This window comes from Eudoraea sp. (assembly GCF_039969275.1).
Taxonomy (GTDB): domain Bacteria; phylum Bacteroidota; class Bacteroidia; order Flavobacteriales; family Flavobacteriaceae; genus Eudoraea.
In genome coordinates this window covers 516,089-535,524 of the sequence record NZ_JBDVOC010000010.1, presented here as the reverse complement: position 1 = coordinate 535,524, position 19,436 = coordinate 516,089, and the positions used below count along the sequence as shown (strand labels likewise).

14 protein-coding genes are annotated in these 19,436 nt (G+C 38.2%); 6 read left to right on the top strand and 8 right to left on the bottom strand.

What is annotated here, in order from left to right:
* Positions 1–110: 110 nt before the first annotated feature.
* A complete protein-coding gene (typA, locus tag ABJH90_RS10230; RefSeq protein WP_348138976.1) occupies positions 111–1,910 on the top strand; it encodes a translational GTPase TypA in 1,800 nt (599 codons plus the stop codon).
* 21 nt (positions 1,911–1,931) lie between these two features.
* On the opposite strand, the gene ppgK is transcribed toward typA, so the two are convergent.
* The 6 genes from ppgK to ABJH90_RS10200 all read right to left on the bottom strand — a co-directional run bounded on the left by ppgK (position 1,932) and on the right by ABJH90_RS10200 (position 8,217).
* Positions 1,932–2,681, bottom strand: a complete 750-nt coding sequence (gene ppgK, locus ABJH90_RS10225) for a polyphosphate--glucose phosphotransferase (RefSeq protein WP_348138974.1) — start codon at positions 2,679–2,681, stop codon at positions 1,932–1,934.
* 80 nt (positions 2,682–2,761) lie between these two features.
* Entirely contained in the window at positions 2,762–3,577 is an 816-nt protein-coding gene (locus tag ABJH90_RS10220) for an NUDIX domain-containing protein (RefSeq protein ID WP_348138972.1), read from the bottom strand.
* A gap of 97 nt (positions 3,578–3,674) precedes the next feature.
* Positions 3,675–4,844: an MFS transporter gene (locus tag ABJH90_RS10215; protein WP_348138970.1), complete on the bottom strand. Its 1,170-nt coding sequence runs from the start codon at positions 4,842–4,844 to the stop codon at positions 3,675–3,677.
* An 82-nt stretch (positions 4,845–4,926) separates the two neighbouring features.
* The gene (locus ABJH90_RS10210; RefSeq protein ID WP_348138968.1) at positions 4,927–5,607 is read right to left on the bottom strand and encodes a sulfotransferase family protein; all 681 of its coding nucleotides are present in this window, start codon (positions 5,605–5,607) and stop codon (positions 4,927–4,929) included.
* A 38-nt stretch (positions 5,608–5,645) separates the two neighbouring features.
* Positions 5,646–7,313, bottom strand: a complete 1,668-nt coding sequence (locus ABJH90_RS10205) for an aryl-sulfate sulfotransferase (RefSeq protein WP_348138967.1) — start codon at positions 7,311–7,313, stop codon at positions 5,646–5,648.
* A 220-nt stretch (positions 7,314–7,533) separates the two neighbouring features.
* The gene (locus ABJH90_RS10200) at positions 7,534–8,217 is read right to left on the bottom strand and encodes an ATP-binding cassette domain-containing protein (protein WP_348138965.1); all 684 of its coding nucleotides are present in this window, start codon (positions 8,215–8,217) and stop codon (positions 7,534–7,536) included.
* A 151-nt stretch (positions 8,218–8,368) separates the two neighbouring features.
* Between ABJH90_RS10200 and ABJH90_RS10195 the strand changes: the two genes are divergently transcribed.
* The 4 genes from ABJH90_RS10195 (at position 8,369) to ABJH90_RS10180 (ending at position 14,869) form a co-directional block, all read left to right on the top strand.
* Positions 8,369–11,389, top strand: a complete 3,021-nt coding sequence (locus ABJH90_RS10195) for a tetratricopeptide repeat protein (protein ID WP_348138963.1) — start codon at positions 8,369–8,371, stop codon at positions 11,387–11,389.
* A 17-nt stretch (positions 11,390–11,406) separates the two neighbouring features.
* On the top strand, positions 11,407–13,158 hold the full coding sequence (locus ABJH90_RS10190) for a TonB-dependent receptor (protein ID WP_348138961.1): 1,752 nt from the start codon (positions 11,407–11,409) through the stop codon (positions 13,156–13,158).
* A gap of 154 nt (positions 13,159–13,312) precedes the next feature.
* Positions 13,313–14,401, top strand: coding sequence for an OmpA family protein (locus ABJH90_RS10185; RefSeq protein WP_348138959.1), 1,089 nt, complete (start codon positions 13,313–13,315; stop codon positions 14,399–14,401).
* Positions 14,402–14,455: 54 nt separating this feature from the next.
* Positions 14,456–14,869 (top strand): hypothetical protein, encoded by a 414-nt coding sequence (locus tag ABJH90_RS10180; protein WP_348138957.1) that lies wholly within the window; start codon positions 14,456–14,458, stop codon positions 14,867–14,869.
* 296 nt (positions 14,870–15,165) lie between these two features.
* Here the strand turns inward: ABJH90_RS10180 and ABJH90_RS10175 are convergent, their stop codons facing one another.
* A complete protein-coding gene (locus tag ABJH90_RS10175) occupies positions 15,166–15,711 on the bottom strand; it encodes a DUF2911 domain-containing protein (RefSeq protein ID WP_348138955.1) in 546 nt (181 codons plus the stop codon).
* Between the two features lie 244 nt (positions 15,712–15,955).
* Here ABJH90_RS10175 and asnB point away from each other — a divergent pair, with 244 nt between their 5' ends.
* Positions 15,956–17,623 carry an asparagine synthase B gene (gene asnB, locus ABJH90_RS10170; RefSeq protein WP_348138953.1) on the top strand — a complete coding sequence of 556 codons (1,668 nt, stop codon included), beginning with the start codon at positions 15,956–15,958 and terminating at the stop codon, positions 17,621–17,623.
* Between the two features lie 157 nt (positions 17,624–17,780).
* Here the strand turns inward: asnB and ABJH90_RS10165 are convergent, their stop codons facing one another.
* Positions 17,781–19,238, bottom strand: coding sequence for an SLC13 family permease (locus tag ABJH90_RS10165; RefSeq protein WP_348138951.1), 1,458 nt, complete (start codon positions 19,236–19,238; stop codon positions 17,781–17,783).
* Positions 19,239–19,436: the final 198 nt, after the last annotated feature.

Sequence of the window (19,436 nt, the reverse complement as noted above, 5' to 3'; positions counted from 1 at the left end):
AAAGCTATTAGTTGTACCGCTAATCCCTCAAAATCAATAGAATAAAAATAACAGAACTTTATAACTGTAAGCAAAAAATAGGAGTATCTTTGCAGGCTCAAAACAAGAAGATGTCCAATACGAAAAACATTGCCATAATTGCCCACGTCGACCACGGTAAAACAACACTGGTAGATAAGATATTACATTATTGCCAGTTATTCCGGGAAAATGAGAAAACCGGAGATCTTATTTTGGACAATAATGACCTTGAACGTGAAAGAGGTATTACCATTACTTCAAAGAACGTATCGGTACTTTATAAAGATACCAAGATCAATATCATTGATACTCCCGGCCACGCGGACTTTGGAGGTGAGGTTGAACGTGTTTTGAATATGGCTGATGGGGTTTTGCTATTGGTGGATGCCTTTGAAGGGCCTATGCCCCAAACCCGATTTGTATTACAAAAAGCAATCGACATGGGTTTAAAACCCTGTGTAGTAATCAATAAAGTAGATAAGGAGAATTGTACCCCGGAAGAAGTACATGAAAAGGTCTTTGACCTTATGTTTGAACTAGGTGCCGAAGAATGGCAGTTAGACTTTCCAACAGTCTATGGTTCAGCCAAAAATAACTGGATGAGTGATGACTGGCAGAATGAAACAACAACTATAGAGCCTTTATTGGAAATGGTTGTTGAGCATATCCCAAGTTTTGAACCTCAGGAGGGTACTACACAAATGTTGATTACCTCTTTAGATTACTCTTCATTTACAGGTAGAATTGCCATTGGACGTCTCCAGCGAGGTTCTTTAAAAGAAGGACAGCAAATCTCTTTGGTAAAACGAGATGGCAGTATCGTAAAATCTAAGGTAAAAGAACTATTTACTTTTGAAGGTCTGGGTCGCATAAAAGTGAAGGAAGTAGCCATGGGCGATATTTGTGCTATAGTCGGACTTGAAGGATTTGAAATTGGAGATACCATTGCGGATATCGAAAATCCTGAAGGCCTTAAGACCATTGCAATTGACGAACCAACAATGAGTATGTTGTTCACCATTAACGATAGTCCGTTTTTTGGTAAGGACGGCAAATTTGTTACTTCAAGGCATATCAAGGAAAGGTTGGAGAAAGAATTGGAAAAGAATCTTGCATTGCGTGTGGAAGAGACAGATAGCGCAGAAAAATTTATGGTTTTTGGAAGGGGTGTTCTACACTTGTCTGTACTCATAGAAACTATGCGAAGAGAAGGCTACGAACTACAGATAGGTCAGCCTCAGGTTATTATTAGGACCATTGACGGAGTAAAATGTGAGCCTATAGAACAGATGACCATAGATTTACCAGAAGAAGTATCAGGAAAAGCTGTGGAAATGGTTTCTATCCGTAAAGGAGAATTAACCAGCATGGAGGCAAAAGGTGAAAGGATGGTATGTGAATTCCTTATCCCTTCTCGTGGAATAATTGGATTGCGAAATCAACTTTTAACCGCAACAGCCGGGGAGGCAATAATGGCCCATCGCTTTTTGGAATACCAACCTATGAAAGGAGATGTTCCTCAAAGGCAAAATGGCTCATTGGTTTCTATGGAAAATGGAAAGGCTATTCCTTATTCAATAGATAAATTACAAGAAAGAGGCAGGTTTTTTGTAGATCCGGGTGAAGACATCTACGAAGGTCAGGTTATTGGTGAGAATACCAGAGGTGACGATATGGTAATCAATATCACCAAAACCAAGAAACTTTCAAATGTACGTTCTTCCGGGGCGGATGATAAGGCAAAAATAGTACCGGCCATCAAATTTTCTTTGGAAGAAGCCCTGGAGTATATTCAAAAAGATGAATATGTAGAGGTTACCCCTAAACATTTACGCCTGCGTAAAGTATTTCTAAAAGAGGTAGACCGCAAAAGGAATAAAATCACTTAAATTTTTCGAAACTGTGCAGGCTTAATCTCTAGGTGCCTCATGCAATGCTGCCGCTGCTGCGCCAACTATTCCTGCCTGGTTTCTTAATTCTGCCGGAATTACAGGAGTTTCAATGGTGATATAATCTTTGTATTCACCAAATTGTTTAGAAGTTCCACCACCTAAAATAATGTGGTCAGGAGAAACTAGAAGTTCCACATATTTTAAGAATATATTAAATCTCTTTCCCCATTGTTTATAAGAAAGCCCCTCATTTTCCTTTGCAGATGCTGCTGCCCAGGTTTCAATTTTTTTATATTTCTTATAGGGTATTTGGCCAAGTTCAAAGTTGGGAATTAATTCGCCATTAAAAAATGCCCCGCTTCCTAAACCGGTACCAATAGTAATCATTACAACAAAGCCTTCTTTGTCTCTGCCTATCCCATAATTCATGGTGGCATAGCCAGCCGCATCCGCATCATTGATAACAGTTACCGGCAGTCCGGTGGTATTACTGAATAGTTCTTTTACATTTACATTCACCCAGGATTTATGTAAATTTCCTCTGGATTTGCATATCCCATGCCTGATAATTGAAGGGAATCCAACTCCAACCGGACCTTGATGATTAAAGTGTTCAACTAACTTTTTAACCACTTCCGCCATTTCTTGTGGTTTTCTGGATACAGGAGTAGGAATTCTGTAACGTTCCGTCAACATTTCTCCTGTTACGGAGTTTACCAATGCACCTTTCATTCCGGAGCCACCAATATCAATGCCCAATACCACCATTTATAAATTTTAAATTAATATACAGGTTTATAAAATTGCGTTTAAATGTAACGAAAAACTTTTAGTGGTTCATTGGATTTTTATATTAGATATCCTTTCTTATTAAGAAAATTAAAAATAAGTTTATCAACTTCAGATACCATATTTCTGTCTTGGTAACTTAGCCATACCATTTCAGAAATTTCAGAATCGGGGCACAACTCTCCTGTGAAACCCCCTGTATAACATCGCATTCTAACCATGACGCCTGGCTGAAGTCCATCCGCGGAGGCCTCAAATATCCCCATTAATTTTAATGAAGAAATGTCTAAAACTACCTGTAATTCCTCCTTTATTTCTCTGGAAAGAGATTGCGTATCGGATTCACCAGGTTCTCTTTTACCCCCCGGAATATAATAGACATCCTTACCTGCGCTCCTGGTACATAAGATTCGGTTGTCCGCAATATGAATCCATGCCAACACATCCAGGACAACCTGCGATGGTTCAATATAATAGTCGATGGAGTTAAGGGAATGGTCAGGGTCTAATTTATCCAGTATTTTATCAATAAAAATCCCAAAACGGGTTAATGTACCGAGTCTTTTGTTTCGGCCCAGGGCACTGGAGATAGTCTCATCCCTGTTTCCAAATTTGTAACCTCCTTTTTTTACCCATAGTGTATTTAGTAAATGCTGCATCAGTACATTGCCCAACTGGTCTATAGATACGGCAATCTTTAATAGATATTCTCCAATACCTCTAAAGCCTTTTGTGAATAAGGAATATAGGATGCCGTATAAAAATCCTAAAGGGCCGGTAAGAATTAGCAAAACTAAAGACACTATAAAAAGGAGTATCCCGACAAAAGGGCTGGATTTTCTATTTGGAAGACTTTCTTGTTTTTTAAGAATCACATCAGATTTAGTTGCTCAACCACTAAGTTAATGGATATTTAGAAAACATAATTAATCAATACTCATGGTCGCTTTTGACGGATTCAAGTTTTAATTCTTAAGACCCAGCGGGGTTCTTTTTATTTAGGATTCCATATAAGAAGAATCCAATGCTCAAGCCTAATACTACATAAGTGAGTATGGAGTATAATTGAGATTCTGAAATTATATTTAAAAAAGGAAGTAAAATTATAGGGGATAAAAACTGACCCATAAACCAAAATGTGGTTAACCTGCCAATTTCCTGACCTCGAATCTGTTCGGGGGCTAATTGCATTACCCAAATATTTGCATTAGGGATCATTAGACCCATACCCAGGCCAGCAAGCAACATTCCTATCATAACCATGCCGTATGATCCCCCATAGGAAATACTGGCAAAAGCCATTGCCATTAATAAATAGCCAATCCCAAAAATCTGTTGATAGCTCAATTTGTCTTTAATACGTGAAAATGAAAGCGAGGAAATTACCGAGAAAAGAGTGCTTGAAGCTATTGCGATGCCAATCAAAGTGTTTTTTTCAATGCCGATAGATTTTAAATAGAATGGTATCTGCACGGGGATAATAAAAAACAGAATCCACATAATCATCACATTTATAAAGACAAGCCAAATTATTCTAGGTGATTTAACAGAAGTATCCTTACTTTTTGCAATATGTACTGTTTTTGGTTCTTTTAGAAATAAATTGGTCATGGGAAGGATTACGATGGGAAATAAATAGAGTAAAAAAGGAACCCGCCATGATATATCGGCCAATACGCCCCCCAGAGTAACAAACATTATACCTCCTAAAGACATCACTGCTATTTGTAAACCTGCAAACTTTTGTCTGGATTTGCCCTGATAATAATCTGCTATAAGCGTTGTAGCAATGGTCATTGTGATTCCAACACAAATACCCAGCAAAGCTCTTCCAACCAGGATAAGATATATATTCTCCAACCAATAACCCGAGCTTCCGGCAATGGCGTAAAGGATTAAGGCAGCGCCTAAAAGTCGTAATCTTCCAAATTTATCTATGAACTTCCCTGCGATTATCGCAGTTAGGGCGATAAAAAGAGCAGGAAAGGAAAGTGTGAGTTTTACCAGGTTTTCAGCATTTGGCATTGAAGAAAATGCCTTTGTCATATCAGGCAAAGAAGCAGATATGGTAATCATAGACATAATGGTAAGGCTACTTACCAGTAAAAGGGTAACTTTTACCTGCCAGCTTTCAGTATTCATGGTGAATCATATTTATAATTAACCCCCGGTAGGTAAAAAGCACCGAGGGAGTTTGTAATGTTAGGTTTTAAACATATCTGTTTTAGACCATTTCCCCTTTCATGAGTTTTGGAAGCATAGCCATAAAGTTCTCTTTTTTATTTAAATGTGGCAGGGGTTCAGTTGGCTCCGGTAAACCTAGAAATGTGCATAGAGGCCCCCAGCCGTCGCGCACATCATAAACCAGTAATTTATCTTCAGGTACACTGGCTTTTACATCTGCCAAATGATCTTCCCAGAATTTTTGGGCAAATTCTTTATCCTCAAATTTTCCTTGAAGTCTTTCAGCAAAAAAGCACTTCTTGAACCATTTAATACACTTCACTACATTTCTGATCCTGGCATTGAAAAGTAATTTTCCAATCATTTTTATCTTTTCACCCGGAGTTTGAGGTCCGGCTCTGAATACTGTGCTATCCACACTTTTGTACCAATCTTCAAAATCCCTTACTGTGAGGATGACCTTGGCATCGGGGTATCGTTTCATATGTTCTTTGTACCAGGGGTAGCCAGGAAAATCTACTGTCCCGTCGTACCCTTGGTAAAGCGCATCCCAGTCAGTATCCCCGGTTTCGTCGAGGGTCTTCCAATAATGGAGTTTCTCGGGGTTTACCAGTAATTCCTTCATGTGGTAAACATGTTTTAGGCCCAATTGTTCCAGGCTTTGTTTTAATGTATTTGTACCGGTCCTTGGTAACCCGGCTCCTATAATTTTAATTGACATTGGTATTGTTTTAAGTTAGTTAATAATTGATTTTCTATTTATTGTACGCTATCCTGCGCTACAGGCGGGGGTGGCATTTTAAATATAAAAGGATCGGGTTGCTCCGCAATAGGGGCCAGGTCTTTGCCTGCAAATGCAGGAAAGTCCTCGGTAATATGTGTTGCCCTAAATTGCATATATTTAAAGGGGCCAATTGGTGACGGCACCGTGCCATCAGGCATTTTGTAATTGTCGTTATAAGGATTCCAATATTCCCATACAATTTTTTGGTCTGGGGTAACTTCCATCAATCGCCCTTTGGCTCCAGAAGTTATTAGGGTATTCCCATTTTTCATTCGATGAGCTCCTGACACAAATGCCGAATAAAAAGAGTACTTGTCTGGGGAGGTATAAGACCAAACAGGGCCTTCAGGCCCAAAAGTTCCATTCTCTTCCAAAATATAAGCTCCCTCTGAATTTGTTGGTGGCACAAATTCGAAAACCGCGCTATGATTGCCAAGAACTCCAATAGGAGCTTTAACCTCTGGAGATTTGCTTGTCATTAAGACTGCCCACATAGAGGGTGCTGTGTTGTCTGGATGTTCAATATCATTATTAAAAACCATTAAATGACCTTCACCGGGATATCCTTTGGGAATCCATTTTATATCGTGTTCAAAAAAGAGTTTCTTGTCTTCTTTAGTACCTCGTCCGTAATTAGCTGGGTTACCCCAGCGGTACAAAAGATCTCCTCCATGGCCCCATCTGCCACCGGTACTTCCTTTGGCTTCTTCAATGGTTGTGCCATGGTCTATGATCATTATTTCATTGTAAGCAGGGACACTGATGACAATCTGATCTAATTCTGCATTATAGGCAATAGCATTGGTGTGGGTAAAGTCGGAATGCTGGTTATCTACGGTGGCATTTCCTGTCATCATACCCATTTTTATCCCTTGTTGAACCTGTTCTTCTGTCATTGGAGGATATATATCCCCGTGTACATTAAAGTTAATTTTTCTGGGATTTTCTGCCAGAACCCCATAATTGTTTTTGGTACTGTCTATATCCTGGATTAAATGGTCCCACATATGCCATTCCCATACAATTTCACCCCCGGTCGGTCCGGAAGGTTTTATTTCAATGATCTTATCCGGCCAAAGCCCAGCTTTCGTAACATGTTTCGGGTCTCTACCCGCCTCGATAGCTTCTTTTTCAGATTTGGCTTCGTAAGAAATGGCAAGAATATTTCCGTTAGGTAATAATTCAATATCATGATGAATCAATTCATCTTCATCTGCCCATTCAAAATCCCACAAGATATTTCCGTCCCATTCGTATTCCCTAATTCTTCCTGCTTGTCCTCCCGCTGCAAAGGTAGGAAAGTCGGGATCTACTTCTAATCTAACCAGGTTGCCATTCTCTTTTAAATATTGGTTAACTACCGCCAATTCTGCTTCCCAGGTATGAACTACTTGCCCATCGAGATTAATAAGATGTGTTTTAGTACTTGCGGGAGGTTGAATCATAACATAGCCAGGGGTAGCTTTTGCTGTTTTTTCTTTAAGTCCCCGTTTCACGGTCAGACCTGTTATACTTCTGGTATCTTCAGGTTTCCATTCGCGGATCTCAATTTTTTCTACAACTTCTGGTGTGGGCTTTTCTTCTTTACAAGAAAAGAAAAATAATAGGACAAAACTAAAGAGTAAAGACTTGAATATCTTCATAATTTGTTGGTTTGTTTGATTTCGATAAAAAAACATTTAAAATTCAATTAGCTATCAACTAAAAGGGTTAATTCAGCTGAATTGCTAATGTATTAGCAATTGAATAGCCAGAAAGATAATTATAAATTTAGAAAAATTCACTTTTAGAATCGCTAATTATTTTTTAAGGACATTAGTAAATTGATTCTTCGGTAAAGTAGATGGTTTATCATCAAACTGATTAAACTGCTTTCTGAATTACCTCGAATACTTTGGCGCTTTCACATTTTAGGGTTTTGGAAGGATATTTGAGAAGTAGCGCGTAATCATGAGTGGCCATTAGGATGGTTCTTCCTGTCTTATTGATTTCCTGTAATACTTTCATGACTTCTACACTGGTCTGTGGGTCCAGATTACCTGTTGGTTCATCTGCCAGGATAATTTCTGGGTCATTCAATAAAGCTCGCGCAATGGCAATCCGTTGCTGTTCCCCTCCGGATAATTCATGAGGAAATTTAAACCCTTTTGTTTTCATACCTACCTTATCCAGTACGCCCTCAATTTGCGCATCCATTTTTTCCGGATCTTTCCAGCCTGTTGCTTTGAGAACAAACATAAGATTCTTGTTGATGTTTCTATCAGGAAGCAGCTTAAAATCCTGGAAAACTATGCCCAGTTTTCGCCTTAAAAAGGGGATATCCTTTTCTTCAAGAGTTTTTAGATTAAACCCTACAATTCGCCCATGTCCCTCTAATAATGGAAGATCTGCGTAAAGGGTTTTCATGAGACTGCTTTTTCCACTTCCGGTCTTTCCTATCAGATATACAAACTCTCCTTTTTTTACCTCCAGCGTAATATCATTCAGCACCATATTATCTTTTTGGAAAACGGCAACATCTTTAAGATTTAGTATGCTTTCACTCATAATTTAAATGTTGATATAAAAGTAATAAGTTCCTTCTTAATTCGAGCTCACATGAACTAAAAATCTATTATTTAGTTGTTGAACATACTTAGTAACAATATTTGACGTTATTATGGGAAATTACGGTACTTCTTAACAGCTAGAGAACATTATGCGAAAGAAAAAAACCGCGCTACTTCTATATTTCATTGGGATTGCTATTTCTGGATTCACCCAGGAATCAAAAGTTTATACCCATCATCAAAAACAGTATCAGGACGCGCTGGCGCTGTACAATAGCCAACAATATCAGGCTGCTCAGACCATTTTTGAAAAAGTGCAAATGAGTACCAAAGATTTTGAAACAGAAGCCAATAGTGCATATTACGTTGCAAATGCCGCAGTAAGATTAAATCAGCTTGGTGCAGACAGGTTGATGGAAAATTTTGTAGCTAACTATCCAACTTCCACAAAGCGAAACTCCGCCTTTATGGATGTTGCCGATTATTATTTCGAAAACGGTAAATATCCCTATGCGCTTACATGGTATAGAAAAGTGGATCAAAATTCTATGTCGGCTGTGGAAAAGGAGCGGTTTAATTTTAATATGGGTTATTCCTTGTTTAGCTCCAAAAAACCTAAAGAAGCAGAGCGCTATTTAAGCAAGGTTACAACATCCTCCACATATGGTTCCCAGGCCAAATACTACCTGGGTTATATTGCTTATCAGCAAGATGATTATGAAGGTGCTAACGAGCGTTTCGATCAGATAACGGACCAGGAATTACTAAGTGATAAGCTTTCCTATTACCAGGCCGATATGAATTTTAAGCTGGGTAATTTTGAAGAGGCAATTGAACTGGCCAAGTCACAGTTAACAAAATCTGACAGACAAGAGGTATCTGAACTAAACAAAATTATTGGGGAGAGTTATTTCAATTTAGGACAGTATGCAAATGCAATACCCTATTTGGAAGCTTATAAAGGGAAACGTGGTAAATGGAGCAATACAGATCACTATTTGCTGGGCTATTGTTATTATAAACAGGCAGACTACGCTAACGGAATTAACCAATTCAACAAAATTATTGATGGTAACAACGGAGTAGCCCAAAATGCGTATTACCATTTAGCTGAGTGTTATTTAAACCTGGATAAAAAGCAGGAAGCCTTGAATGCTTTCAGGAATGCTTCTCAGATGGATTTTAATACTGAGATACAAAAGGATGCATATCTTAATTATGCTCGCCTGAGTTATGAAATTGGGAATCCTTATGAAGCAGTTCCTAAGGTGCTCTCTGCCTACCTTGAAACCTATCCTAATGATCCTTATTCCAAGGAAATGCAGGAATTATTGGTTGACTCCTATATTACATCTAAAAACTTTGAAGGCGCACTAGCTCTATTGGAGGAAAACAGCAGTTTCGCCAGTAAAGCAACTTATCAGAAGGTTGCGTTCTATAGGGGAGTAGAATTGTTCATTGAAACAGATTACGCCTCTGCGCATGCTTTGTTTACGAAATCACTTAATAATGCGCCAGATAAACTTTTCGAGGCACGAGCCAGATATTGGAAGGCGGAATCTCAATATATGCTAAATGCTTTTGAGGATGCACTTTCAGACTATCTTCAGTTTAAAAACAACCAGGCAGCAATGCAAACTGAAGAAATTCAGGATCTTGATTATAACCTCGGGTATACCTATTTTAAACTGAAAAGCTACAACAACGCAATTTCTTATTACCAGGCTTATGCAAACAAGGGAACGGATGATGATAAAAAAAATGATGCCAATGTTCGCTTGGGCGATTGCTATTTCGTAACCAGCAAATACTGGCCGGCCATTGAATCGTATAATAAAGTTTTGCAGTCCGGTAGTCCCGAAAAAGACTATGCTGCCTTCCAGAAGGCTATAAGCTATGGTTTTATTGACAGGAGTGCCACAAAAATTGAGGAACTCAATGGTTTTATTTCCAGGTATCCCAAATCGAGTTTAAAGGATGATGCGCTATTTGAACTGGGGAACTCCTATATTAAAGAGAATCGGGAGCAAATTGGGTTAGAAACTTATGACAGGCTAATAAGTGACTATCCTGGCAGCACTTTGGTTCCCCGGGCATTACTCAGACAGGGATTGGTTTATTATAATTCCAATAAAAATGACCTGGCTTTAAATAAGTTCAAAACAGTAGTTCGAGATTACCCTAATTCCCAGGAGGCAATACAGGCAGTGGCCACAGCCAAACTCATTTATGTAGACACAGGGCAGGTAAGTGAGTATGCCAGATGGGTAGAAGGAATAGACTTTGTTGAAGTATCCGATGCGGAATTGGATAATGCCAGTTATGAATCTGCTGAGAAGCAAAGCCTTCAGGGTAGAAATGAAGCGGCAATTAAAGGATATGAAAACTATATAAGGGATTTCCCAAATGGATTACATGCAATAAATGCCAACTTTAACCTTGCTCAGTTATATTTTGCGAAGGAGGATAAAGACCAGGCACTTGCCGGATATACTTATGTCGCCAACAGTGGCGCTAGTGAATATTCTGAACAAGCCCTTACCAGGGTTTGTGAAATTTATATTGGAAATAAAAACTATGCCTCGGCACTTCCTTTCCTTCAGAGATTAGAATCAATCGCGGATATTCAACAGAACAGAACATTTGCACAATCTAACCTAATGAAAGGGTATTATGAACAAAAGAATTATGACCAGACCATAGCCTACGCGGAAAAAGTTCTGGCAACGGGTAATATCGACGATAGAATTAAAAGTGATGCACAGATCATGATCGCTAAATCGGCCATTGCAACAGGCAACGAAGAAAGAGCGGAGTTGGCTTATTCTGAAGTTTTAAAAATAGCTAGTGGCGGATTGGCGGCAGAGGCTTTGTATTATGATGCATACTTTAAGCAAAAGGCAGGGTCTTTTGAGGCTTCCAATACTTCTGTTCAAAAATTGGCGAGAGATTATGCAGCTTATAAGGAATGGGGTGGTAAAGGTCTAATTCTTATGGCTAAGAATTATTACGCTCTGGACGATGCTTATCAGGCAACATATATTCTGGAAAGTGTAATTGCAAATTTTGGTGATTATGCTCAGATTGTCGCTGATGCGGAAGGAGAATTAGCGATTATAAAATCGAAAGAAGCACAACGAAATTCATCCATTGTTCCGGACGGAAACTAAATAGATAAGAACACATTATGCAAAGGGAACTAAAAGTTACGATAATTGCTTTAATAGGTTTAGTGCAGCTCTTATCGGCACAAGACGAAAAAGACATTGGAACGGAAACTGTTACGGTGGTAAGGCCATATTCACCGACAGTTTCAGATGCCTTCAAGGTAAAATCTATTCCAAATCTCAATGATTCTATTGTACTTCAAAAAAAGAAGATTGAGTACAGCATTTTTTCAATACCTGTTGCTTCGACTTTTACACCGGCCAAGGGGAAGGCGTCTGTTGTGCAAAAAGCCAAACCGGAAAAACTATATAATTCCTATGCTTCTGTCAATTTTGGAAATTTTAGCACTGCCCTCGCAGATTTTTATACCAGCAGAGACATAGACAGGGGTAATAAAAGAGTAGATTTTGGACTTAATCATCATTCCTCACGCGGAAACCTTGAAGATGTTTTGCTCGATACCGATTTTTACAATACCAAATTGAATGCTTCTTATAATCAAAAAGAAAGAGATTTGAATTGGCGTGCCGATATTGGATTTCAACATCAGAAATACAATTGGTATGGCCTTCCTGAAGGGGTTTTTGATGAAGCAACAATTAGTACAATTGATGAAAACCAAAATTATTTTGGCCTTGAAGCTGGTGCCAAACTCCAGATGGAGGAGTCTGTTTTTGCTGGCGGCGAAATATTGTATCGAAGATTTTGGGATGCAGTGGATTCCGGAGAAAATAGATTTTTGATAAAACCAGAATTTCAATTTCCAGTCTCGTCAGAATTAGTGACTTTAAAGGTCAATTTTGATTATGTAGGTGGGAGTTTTAAAAATGCTGGCATAAATAGCTCAACGAACACAATGGGAATAGATTACGGCCAAATGCAAATTGGTGCAAATCCAAACTTGGTATTATCCGGGGATAAATACACCTTAAACCTTGGAGTTTCTTTAATATATGGTCTGAATACAGAGGTTAGTGACAGCAATTTTTATATTTATCCGGAAATTACGGCCTCGTACAGATTGTTAGAAGATGCGGTTATTGGTTATGGAGGCATAGAAGGGGGGTTAGATCAAAATTCTTATTATAGTTTTGTTGGAGAAAACCCATTTGTATCTCCCACTTTAACTATTATGCCTACAGATAGGCAGTATGATGCATTCCTGGGTATAAAAGGTCAAATTATACCTAGTCTGAGCTATAACATAAGAGGATTCTATAGAGCTGAAAACAGAAAACCACTTTATAAATTAAATCCTCAAAATGATTTTAGAGATGATGAAAAGGGATATTATTATGGCAATTCATTCGAAGTATTTTATGATGATATTAAAACCGTCGGATTGTTTGCCGAATTAAATGTGGATATAAACAGAGATTTCACGCTTGGAGTAAACGTAGAACTATTTGATTACAATACGGAGACTGATAATCCTGCATGGAACCTTCCTGATGTTAAAGGGTCATTGCTTTTGGATTACCAGATAGGAGAAAAATGGTTTCTGGGGGCTAATTTATTTTATGTAGGCGAGCGTCAGGATTTAAGTGCCCAGGTGGTAGAAAATATTCTGCCTGCAGATTTCCCTTCCACAGTGATCACTTTAGATAGTTTTTTTGATGCAAATGCCCATGTGGGATATCATTTCAATGAACAACTTTCTATTTTTGCCAAAGCAAATAATATCGCAAATAATTCGTATCAGCGATGGGCCAATTTTAGAGTGCAGAGCTTCCAGGTATTGGCAGGGGCATCCTATAAGTTTGATTTTTAAATAACATTATAAATAATAAAGTTAAATTTTAGCTCAATCATCTGTAAAAGACACTGTTTAACGGTATTAACTTCATGCCAGAAGATTAATTCTTAATTTAGGGTAAGGTAATAGCCCCCTCATTATTTTGGTTGCAAAGTGTACATACAGCTTGTTGTTCACCTACTTTTGGTGTATTGCGAACCTTCTGTCCCAAAACCTGATACAAAATCCAAGTTTTGAGCAGTACGATGCTTGCCCGGCACGTCTCGGTAATTTTGAAACTGATGTCGCTCATTGGAGTACACCAACAAAAGGATCTACTGATTATTTTAATGGTTGCAGCACGATAATGGGGACCCCTGAAAATTTTAATGGGACACAACCACCAGATTTTGGCAAGGGCTATGCCGGCCTTTATCTTTATGCCCCGGATGATTATCGGGAATATATACAGGTACCGCTTACTCAAACCTTAGAGAAAGGTAAAACCTATCAGGTTTCTTTCCACGTTAGTCTTGCCGAACGTTCGGACTTCGCCGTAAAAGATTTTGGAGTACTGTTTTCAAAGGATAAACTGGACTTGAATATAAAAAAAGAGCTCTCAAAAATGCACATGTATAAAATTGTGGGTAATGCCTATAATTTTATGGAGATTGGATATACAAATTTTTATAGAGATACAAAAGATTGGGTTGTAGTAAGTACCAGATTTGCAGCCAAAGGCACAGAAAATTATATGATAATAGGCAATTTTAAGAATAATGCCGGTACCAGAAAGTTTAAAATAAAAAAAGGAGCCAAACAGGGAGCTTATTATTACCTGGATATGGTTGCATTAAATCTGGCAAAATCTATAGGTTCTATTGTGAATTCATCTCATGATCCGGATCTGGAAACTGAAAATTACGAACTCGACAAAATTCATGTTTTTAAAAATGTCCTATTCAATTTTGATGAATTTAAGTTATTGGATTCCGCTAAAACAGATGTTCAAAAAATATATAACTACCTGGATGCAAACAAGTCACTTCAGATAACCGTTGACGGACATACAGATAATATTGGAACTAGTTCTTATAACCAGTATTTATCGGATAGACGTTGTTCTGCAGTTGCTAAATATTTAATTGAACTGGGAGTTTCAGAGGATAGGATAAGTTGGAAAGGTCATGGTGGAAGTGCACCTATAGCAAGTAATGAAACAGAAGAGGGCAGGCAGAAGAATAGGCGCGTAGCTTTTATTATTTCGGAAAAGGACTAAGCCTTACTTCAAAAAAATGCTGTACATTTAGACATAAACGTAATAACTTTTCTGATGAAAACAATTTTTAAAAATTTCTGCCTTATAATATTAATACTGATATTTTCTAATGGATATTCTCTTGAAAGGTGTAATGCTTTAAATGGGGTTGAAAGTTCTGATATGCTTGTTAAAAAAAAGAAATGGACCGGAAGTTGGGACTATTCAGTTCAGGATGTTCCGGTAGAATATAGTTCCGGGGTATTGCATATCTCTAAAAAAAAGAAGGTGTATACTGTGAAACTGGAATTGCCGGGGGGTGATCTGCCTGCGGATAACGTAAAAGTTGATAAAAACAAACTGACTTTCTCTGTAGATATAGAAGGAAGTATGGTGGACGTTGCTCTTATTATGGATGGGGATTCTTTTAAAGGCGAAAGCAATACCCCTGACGGCACCTTTATGCTTGAAGGTAATCGCCGAATTTGAGGTTTTACAAACTAATTAAATAGCTACTATCTACTTGTCCTGCCATGAAATAAGGGACTAAGGAAATATTTTACTCAATCTTTAATATATAAATGTTTACATCAGAAACCTCGTATTAATTTTGGCTCTTATTCTCGCTGTTTGCCGAGTTCCAAAGAATATTCCGAAAATTATGGCAGAGCAGGTATATATAGATGGGAGACTTCAGACAGGAAACCTAACAGATTAATTCTTAAAGTATAAAACAAAAAAAGCCGAAGTGTTTAACTTCGGCTTTTAACTTTTATCTATGTTTATTACATACTCATACTAAAAGGAACCGCGACTCTTGTGGTGCCCCATCCTAATACCATATGTACTCCATTGTCTACTTCCTTGAATCCGATAGAAAATGCTTCCAATGATTCATCTCCCATACTAACAGAACCTTTAGTCTTAGCTACATCAGCAGACTCATCATAAGAATAAGCTCCCCATTGATTTAAATTGCTATTCAAAATAACCGTCCATTCAGATTCCCCTGGCACAGTGAATAGAGAATAAGTTCCTGCTTTCACAGAAGTATCTCCAAACATCATATCTTTATAAAGGGTAATCTCGGCAGCTTCGTTTGCTCCTGTTCTCCAAACTTTACCTTCAGGTGCAAGTTGTGAAAGTGATCTTTCTTTTAATTGTGGTCTGCTATATACAACCTTTATCAACTTATCGGAAACTTTGTAACTGGAGGGATATGAGGCAATATCCGCTGGACTTTTATCCATCCCACCAAACTCCTGCGCTGTAATTTCATTCGTAAAAACTATGGCTAAGGCCATGATAGTTAGTGTCAATACTTTTTTCATAATTGTGCTTGTTTTTATATTTATCAAATCTAATTAGTAAACCCTTTGGGTTCTTATAAAAAGTCGTTAAAATTTTAACTGCTTACAAAATGTTCGTTCAATACTCCTATTTTTGGAGTTTTGATTGAAAATCTTATCAAATATTGCTTATTTGATTACAATATGAAATAAATAACCTTAGTTGTGTTTCAATTTAATAAGTTTATTCGCATCTTTGCCTAATAACTGATAAAATATTTATAGAATGTGTGGAATAGTGTGTGCATTTGATGTAAAGGAAAGTACAGAAACCTTGAGACCCCAATTATTGGAAATGTCCAAGAAAGTAAGGCACAGAGGTCCTGATTGGAGTGGGATTTATGCAAATGAGAAGGCTATATTGGCTCATGAACGTTTGGCAATTGTGGATCCTGCATCTGGAAAACAACCCCTATTTAGTGAAGATCAGAAACTTATTTTAGCCGCCAACGGGGAAATATATAACCATAGAGAATTAAGGAAGCAATTTAAAGGATCTTACACTTTCAGTACAGAATCTGACTGTGAAGTTATTCTGGCGCTATATCAGAAAAAAGGACCTGATTTTTTGGATGATATGAATGGGATTTTTGGATTTGCAATTTATGACTCTGAAAAAGATGAATATTTTGTAGCCAGAGATCATATGGGTATAATTCCACTATATATGGGTTGGGATAAAAACGGGACCTTTTATGTTGCTTCTGAACTTAAGGCATTGGAAGGTACATGCACAAAAATAGAGCTTTTTCCACCAGGACATTATTTGCATAGTAGTGACGGGGAACTAAAGAGATGGTATAAAAGGGATTGGATGGATTACGAAGCTGTAAAGGAAAACCAAACAAGTATCGATGAAATAAGGGATGCCCTGGATGCGGCAGTGCACAGGCAATTAATGTCTGATGTGCCTTATGGGGTTCTTCTATCAGGAGGTCTTGATTCTTCCATTACCTCTGCTATAGCCAAAAAGTATTCTCAAAAGCGAATAGAGTCTGATGATGCCAAGGATGCCTGGTGGCCGCAATTGCATTCATTTTCTGTAGGATTAGAAGGATCGCCGGATCTCGCAGCCGCTCAAATAGTAGCAGACCATATAGGCACTATCCACCATGAAATTAAGTTTACTATCCAGGAAGGCCTTGATGCTATTAAGGATGTAATTTATAACCTGGAAACCTATGATATTACTACCATCAGGGCATCAACACCTATGTACCTGATGGCCAGGGTAATAAAATCTATGGGCATTAAAATGGTCCTTTCAGGTGAAGGTGCTGATGAACTATTTGGTGGCTACCTGTATTTTCACAAGGCACCCAGTCCTATGGATTTCCATGAAGAGACTGTTAGGAAATTAAGCAAGTTACATATGTATGATTGCTTAAGGGCAAATAAATCTTTAGCAGCCTGGGGAATTGAAGGCAGGGTTCCTTTTCTGGATAAAGAATTTATAGATGTGGCTATGCGGATTAATCCAAAAGACAAGATGATAAATGGGGAACGAATGGAAAAATGGGTGGTGCGTAAAGCATTTGAATCTGTATTGCCGGAAAGTGTGGCCTGGAGGCAAAAAGAACAATTTTCTGATGGGGTTGGGTATAGCTGGATAGATACATTGAAGGAAGTTGTGAATAAGGAAGTATCTGACGAACAATTGGCTAATGCAAAATTCAGATACCCTATTCAAACTCCTACCACAAAGGAAGAATTTTATTATAGGTCTATATTTGAGGGGCATTTCCCAAGTGATGCTGCTGCATGGTCCGTGCCACAGGAGGCATCGGTAGCCTGTAGTACTAAAATTGCATTGGAGTGGGATGAGGCCTTTAAAAACATGAATGATCCTTCAGGACGTGCTGTTGCCAATGTTCATGATGATGCTTATGAATAGTAAATACTTTATTTCAGAAATACTGAAATTCTGTTCACAAAACCTTCTTTTTTATAAGAAGTAGCTATTGAATTATTAATTAGTCAGAAGGAAGCACCAATATTTTGGGGCTTCTTTTGCATGCTTCATGCCTTCTTCTCATCATGAACTTCTGTAATTACATGATCATTTGGTACAAAGCGGCTATGGCAAAAACACAAGTCGTGATGATAATGGGCCCTAATAATCCAAAGATGGTGCCTCCATACCGGAAGTCTTTTTGTTCGAGTTTGCCCGTACTATATGCAATAGCATTGGGAGGAGTAGATATGGGCAAGTATAAGGCCGCGGAGGCGCTCAAACCGATTACAAAGGGTAAAATAGCTGGATTTTCAAAGGTAAGAATAAGACTTATTGGAATAAGAATTGTTGCCGTGGCTGTATTACTCATGATATTCGACAAGATAACTGTGAGGAAGGCAAAACTAATTACAATCATATAGAAGTTTAAATTGGTTTGATCTAGCTGTTCGATATAATAACTAGCCAGTCCCGTATCCTGAATTGCGAGCCCAAGTGTTAGACCTCCTGCTACAAGCATAAGCGTGTCCCAGGGTAGTTTGCGTACGTCCTCTCCGGAAATAATACCTGTCATGGTCAATAAAATAATAGGCACAAAGGACACCATAGCCGCAGGAATGCCATGTACTTTTTCTGTGAGCCATAAGAGAAGTGTGAGACCCAACACTGAAAGGACCACTTTTTTTTTGATTTTTTCGAAGCGGTATTTGGGGTCATTAGGATCCAAAGTTTCCTTCTTTATATCAATATGCATTTTCTGTTGTTTGGGAATATATTTTTTAGTTAGAGCAAACCAAAACATAAAAGTCAGAATGATGGCGATCGGAAATCCTACAATCATCCATTCCAGGAAACCTACGGGAATTCCGTGATTATTCAATGCTTCCACGGCTATTGCGTTTGGTGGTGAGCCAATTAAAGTACCCATGCCGCCAATTGAAGCAGCACCGGATATTCCGATAAGAATTGCCTTGGCAAAGGGAGAGTCTTTGTCAAGTGTATTTATAAACGGTAGTACAGAAGCTATCATCATGGCCGTGGTAGCTGTATTAGACATGATCATTGAGAATAAGGCGGTAGTAAGCATAAGTCCAAGCAGTATATATTTTGGAGAGGTTCCAAACCTTGAAACGGAAATCCTGAAGACTTCACGGTCTAATTTTGTCTTACTCATTGCTTCAGCAATAAAAAATCCTCCCAACATCAGCCATATGACGCTACTCGACCAGGAATTCACATACTGAATCATGTGGCCCTGGACATTCTCCGGATCAACCTTACCATAATAGTTGGCCATGCCATAGATTAAACCGCCAAAGACAAGCAATCCGACCGCAAAGGGTGGTATGGCCTCTGTAACCCAAAGACCGACTGCCAGGAAAAGTATGAACAGCACAAATAATTGGGCTTCATTGAGCGAGGGTTCATACAAAAAATAGGTAAGAGTTCCTGCGGCTATAATACTTAACAAGAAGTAGATTATTTTACTCTGAATATCTACTACTCTTTGAATTTCAGAAAGAATTTTGATCGAGGCGGTTCTGGAATCGGCCATTTTTTTAATGTAAAGTTTCCGCGCAAAAGTACGCCATTTGCTGACTAAGATAACTAACAAAAGTCATGTTTAATCAATTTTCATAGACTTCCTTAAAGGAAGCATAAATTGTTGTTAAATTGTTGATAACTTAAGGGCTTCGTATATGCACAAACACTATATTCTATAGGGTATTACCTATATTTGTAAGATTGCAAA